The 4,297-nt window shown below is 38.5% G+C and carries 6 protein-coding genes; 4 read left to right on the forward strand and 2 right to left on the reverse strand.

The annotated features are described in order from the left end of the window. The coding region (locus tag AC1DG9_RS25065; RefSeq protein ID WP_477635463.1) for a hypothetical protein at window positions 1-238 on the forward strand (238 nt) is incomplete at its 5' end. An 18-nt stretch (window positions 239-256) separates the two neighbouring features. Beyond that, window positions 257-718, forward strand: a complete 462-nt coding sequence (locus tag AC1DG9_RS25070) for a DUF4268 domain-containing protein (RefSeq protein ID WP_172662726.1) — start codon at window positions 257-259, stop codon at window positions 716-718. A 7-nt stretch (window positions 719-725) separates the two neighbouring features. Here the strand turns inward: AC1DG9_RS25070 and AC1DG9_RS25075 are convergent, their stop codons facing one another. Next, a complete protein-coding gene (locus tag AC1DG9_RS25075; protein WP_477635464.1) occupies window positions 726-848 on the reverse strand; it encodes a hypothetical protein in 123 nt (40 codons plus the stop codon). A gap of 102 nt (window positions 849-950) precedes the next feature. Further along, window positions 951-1,745: an AraC family transcriptional regulator gene (locus AC1DG9_RS25080; RefSeq protein ID WP_337716059.1), complete on the reverse strand. Its 795-nt coding sequence runs from the start codon at window positions 1,743-1,745 to the stop codon at window positions 951-953. A gap of 83 nt (window positions 1,746-1,828) precedes the next feature. On the opposite strand from AC1DG9_RS25080, the gene AC1DG9_RS25085 reads away from it, so the two are divergent. Both AC1DG9_RS25085 and AC1DG9_RS25090 read left to right on the forward strand, forming a co-directional pair. After that, window positions 1,829-3,154, forward strand: coding sequence for a TolC family protein (locus tag AC1DG9_RS25085; RefSeq protein WP_172662729.1), 1,326 nt, complete (start codon window positions 1,829-1,831; stop codon window positions 3,152-3,154). 1 nt (window position 3,155) lies between these two features. Beyond that, window positions 3,156-4,220: an HlyD family secretion protein gene (locus tag AC1DG9_RS25090; RefSeq protein WP_477635465.1), complete on the forward strand. Its 1,065-nt coding sequence runs from the start codon at window positions 3,156-3,158 to the stop codon at window positions 4,218-4,220. Window positions 4,221-4,297: the final 77 nt, after the last annotated feature.

Genomic DNA, 4,297 nt, shown 5'->3' on the forward strand with positions numbered 1-4,297 from the left:
CGACAAAGGCTGGAATGCTTACTTAGATGGTAATAAAATCCCTTATTTTAGAGCTAATTACATACTTAGAGCAGCCAAATTACCTGCAGGCAGTCACAATTTAGAATTTAAGTTTGAACCGACATCTTATCTTGTTGGAGATAAGATATCAATGATTTCTTCTTTAATTCTGGTAATCATTTCAGGTATTGCTGTATTTTTGCATTTCAGAGCTAAGAAAAAGACTGCTTTGGTATAAACCATTAAACGATAAAGATTGTATTCAAAAGATCAGGCTTCGCAGATTAAGCAGGCTTTCTGGACTGCATATGGGCAGTATATGGCATTGCAACCTTCTGCTGAGGGGTTGCGAATTAACTGGATTAACTATAAGACTGGCATCAAGCATTTGGCTTTCAAAATGCAGGTTGATAAGAAGTCGGCATGGATAGGGATAGAGTTATCCAATCCTGATTTAACCATACAGCAGCTTTTGTTTGAGCAGTTTGAAGAATATAAGAAACTGTTAACCGGAATTTTAGGAGAAGAATGGCAGTGGGAATTACATTCGACAGATGAGTACGGCAAAACAGTTTGCAAGATATATACCGTTTTACCTGGCGTGAGCATATTTAACAAAGAAGACTGGCCTAAGCTGATTTCCTTTTTTAAGCCTCGTATTATAGCGCTGGATGAGTTCTGGAACGATGCGCGTTATGGTTTTGAGCTATTTAAGTAGGCTTTATTTAAAGCTCATCTGATCTTTCGTATCGGGTTTCGCCAGTTAATATCAGTTCGTTGGTGTCTTTATCAATGGTAAAATCGATATCCATAGCGTGATCATCCGTATAATCTATTGCGGCACACATGGAAAATTCGCTGATCTGATATCCTGCTTTAAATTTGCCTTTTAAGTTGTGATCACTAACAAGGGTATCTCTTTCTTTTTTTAAAGCCTTTAGACTTATGTTTTAGCGCTTCCCAAAATCGGACGGGCGGATATTTGTAAGTTGAAAAAATGCTTTACTAAATGCCGCCAGGCTATTATAGCCAGTAGCATATGCAATCTCGCTGGTTGATTTACTGGTTTGCAGAATCATTTCAATAGCCCTAACCATCCTTAGCAGTTTTAAATATTGTAAGAAAGAGATACTCATTACAGATTGAAATAATCTGGAGAGTGTTCTCTCGGCCATACCAAATCTTTTTGCCATATCTTCCAGCGTAAGCTGTTCATTGTAATGCCTTGCCAGAAAAGCAATAATTGGAAGTAAACGTTCATTGTTTGTGGTTGGTAAAGCTATTGGGAATGCTTTTATACCAAGCTGAGGAAGTAAGTTCTTTAAAGAAGACAGGAATTGGAAAGGCACCACATTATTCGCAGAAATATTCCCGTTCCATTTCTCAGTAAAGATGATCATTTCCAGTAAAAGATTATTGACGGGATAGATGCCCAATTGCTGAAAGAAGGGCTCACTGGTATCACCCTGGTCATAAAAATAGATGTTTCTAATCACTGTAGCCTGATGCCTTACTTCAAGATAGTGCGTTAAGCCCAATGGCACCCATACATAATGCCGGGCAGGAATAATATAGCTCACGTTTTTAATGTGTATGAAAGCTACGCCACCCTGAACGTACGTTAATTGTCCTTTTGTGTGCGAATGGGCCGTTAGCTTGCGCTCTATTTTTTCATGTAAAACGAATATRCTATCTGGATTTAAGTCAATTGCGCTAAGATATTCTGATGTTTTTAAAATATTCATTGGCTGTAATGGACAAATAATTGGCAATATAGATAAAATTACAGCTTTGTCATATGGCTAACTTTGTGCATTCTATAAATTATATGTATTTCTATAAAAACCATTATGCTCTTATCTTGCTCTCCGTCCTCATTTCCACTACTACCTTAGCACAGCAAGACCTCTCAGCAAATCATTTGTCGTTAACAGAAGTCTGGAGTAAAGCAGAAACCAATAGTAAAGCCGTCAGGATGCAGGGTTTAAAACTTAACGAATCTGAAGAGGCGATAAAAGATGCCAAAGCAGAACGACTACCTGATATTGAGGCCGAAGGGGAGTATGCAAGGGTGAGCAATATGCCTATTTACGACAATGGTCTGTTTCATACCCCTTCACAATTTGAAGTGGTTCATACTTCCTATAGTTTTGGTGGCAACGCATACTTTAACCTTTACAACGGGAATAAAACCAACCTGAAGATCAGAGAAGAAAAAGAAAAGAAGAACCTTTCTGTGGAACAACTAAATTTAACTACTTCTGAAATTAAGTTAAAATCAGCTGCATATTACCTTGATCTGCAGAGGAGTAAAGTATTTAAAGACTTACTGTTAAAGGATATAAGCGATCAGGAAAAGCAATTAGCAGAGATCAGACAACTCTTTAAAAATGGAGTGATCTTAAAAAGCGACGTGCTAAGAGCAGAGCTTAAGTTGTCGCGCCAAAAGATGTCGCTATTACAAATTGATAACGACATCAATATAGCCAACCAAAAGCTGGCAATACTGATTGGTGAGCAGGATGATTTTAAGATATTGCCCGACTCGCTAACCAGCACTAGTTTAGTTATTAAAAGTTATCCCGAATATTTGGATGAAGCCATAACACACTCTTATGAACTAAAGATCTCTGAAAAGGAAACTGAATTGAATAAGCTGGAACTGAAAAAAGTAAAGGCCAATGTATCTTTTAAAGTGGGCTTGTTTGCAAATTATACCTATTCCTATCCTCAAATTCAATTTTATCCTTACTCTATAGCTATGTATGGGATTGGCTTAAGTGGTATAAAAGCAAGTTTCCCTATCTCAGCATTTTACCATAACAAACATAAAACCAAGGCGGCTGAGCTGGCATTTCAGCGACGAGAGGTTGAACACGAAGCAACAACAGATAAAGTTAGACAGGAAGTTAACGAAGCCTATTTAAGATATAAAGAAGCCATTACAAGGATTGATGTAGCAAAGCAGAATATAAAGCAAGCGACAGAGAACCTGAGGATCGTTAACAATACTTATTTCAACCAGTTATCACTGCTAACTGATCTTTTAGATGCTGATACACAATTGCTGCAAACCAGATTTGATCTTGCAGCAGCGCAGATAGCGGCACAATTACAATATTTCCAATTACAAAAAGCAATAGGCAACCTTTAAAATGCGAACAAAAAAGAAAAACTATACAAGTACCGATCAGCTCATCACCAAAGTCACGGCCTGGATTGCAGGCGTTATTGTTCTTGGTTTAATGATCTGGGGAGCAATTTCCTTATTTGACCTTTATAAGTATGAAGAAACCAATGACGCACAAGTAGAGGAATATATAAACCCTATAACTTCAAGAGTGACAGGTTATATAAGAACAATTAAATACGAAGAAAATCAGGATGTAAAGAAAGGTGATACCTTGCTTGTTATCGACAACAGTGAGTATAAACTTGGTCAGCAAGAGGCCGAAGCGGCTTTGTTAAATGCACAGGCTCAGATTAAAGTAATGGAAAGCAATGAGCTAACCACAACAAAAGCAGCAAGCGTTATGAAATCTCAGATCGCTTCTGCAAAAGCTAAACTTTTAAAGCAACAGCAGGATTATGATCGCTATTCAAAGCTTTTCAAAGTAGAATCTGCAACACTACAACAATTGGAAAATAGCAAGGCTGCCCTGGATGTAGCAGATGCAGAATACAGATCGGCCCTGAACGGCTATGAAACTTCGGCATCGAAAGTTAACGACATCAGGTCTCAAAGGGACGTATATCTGGCTGAAATAAAGCGTAGAGAAGCATTATTGGACAGAAACAAGCTTGATGTAGGCTACACGGTAATTACAGCGCCGTACAATGGAAAGATGGGAAGACGAACCATACAGGAAGGGCAGTTGATCCAGGCCGGACAAACACTGGCATTTATTGTAGATCAGGAAGYGGGCAAATGGGTTATTGCCAATTTTAAAGAAACCCAAATTTCGACCATGAAGCTAAATGGCCATGCGGTTATTGAAACTGATGCTTATCCGGGCGAGGAGTTTCAGGGAACGATTGTTTCCTTATCTCCGGCGACAGGGGCAAGGTTCTCATTACTGCCTCCTGATAATTCTACCGGTAATTTTGTTAAGGTGGTGCAGCGTATCCCGGTTAAAATTAAGTTAGATGACGATAGGAAAATAACCGATAAGCTAAAGGCAGGTATGAATGCTATTGTTGTAATTGCTAAAAACCAATGATTGCTGTAAAACCGGTATTTAAAAGATGGGCTCCTGAATGGCTGATCAGAGGCACCATATTCATTGTTATTTTACCC

The organism is Pedobacter sp. 05L430 (genome assembly GCF_056397585.1).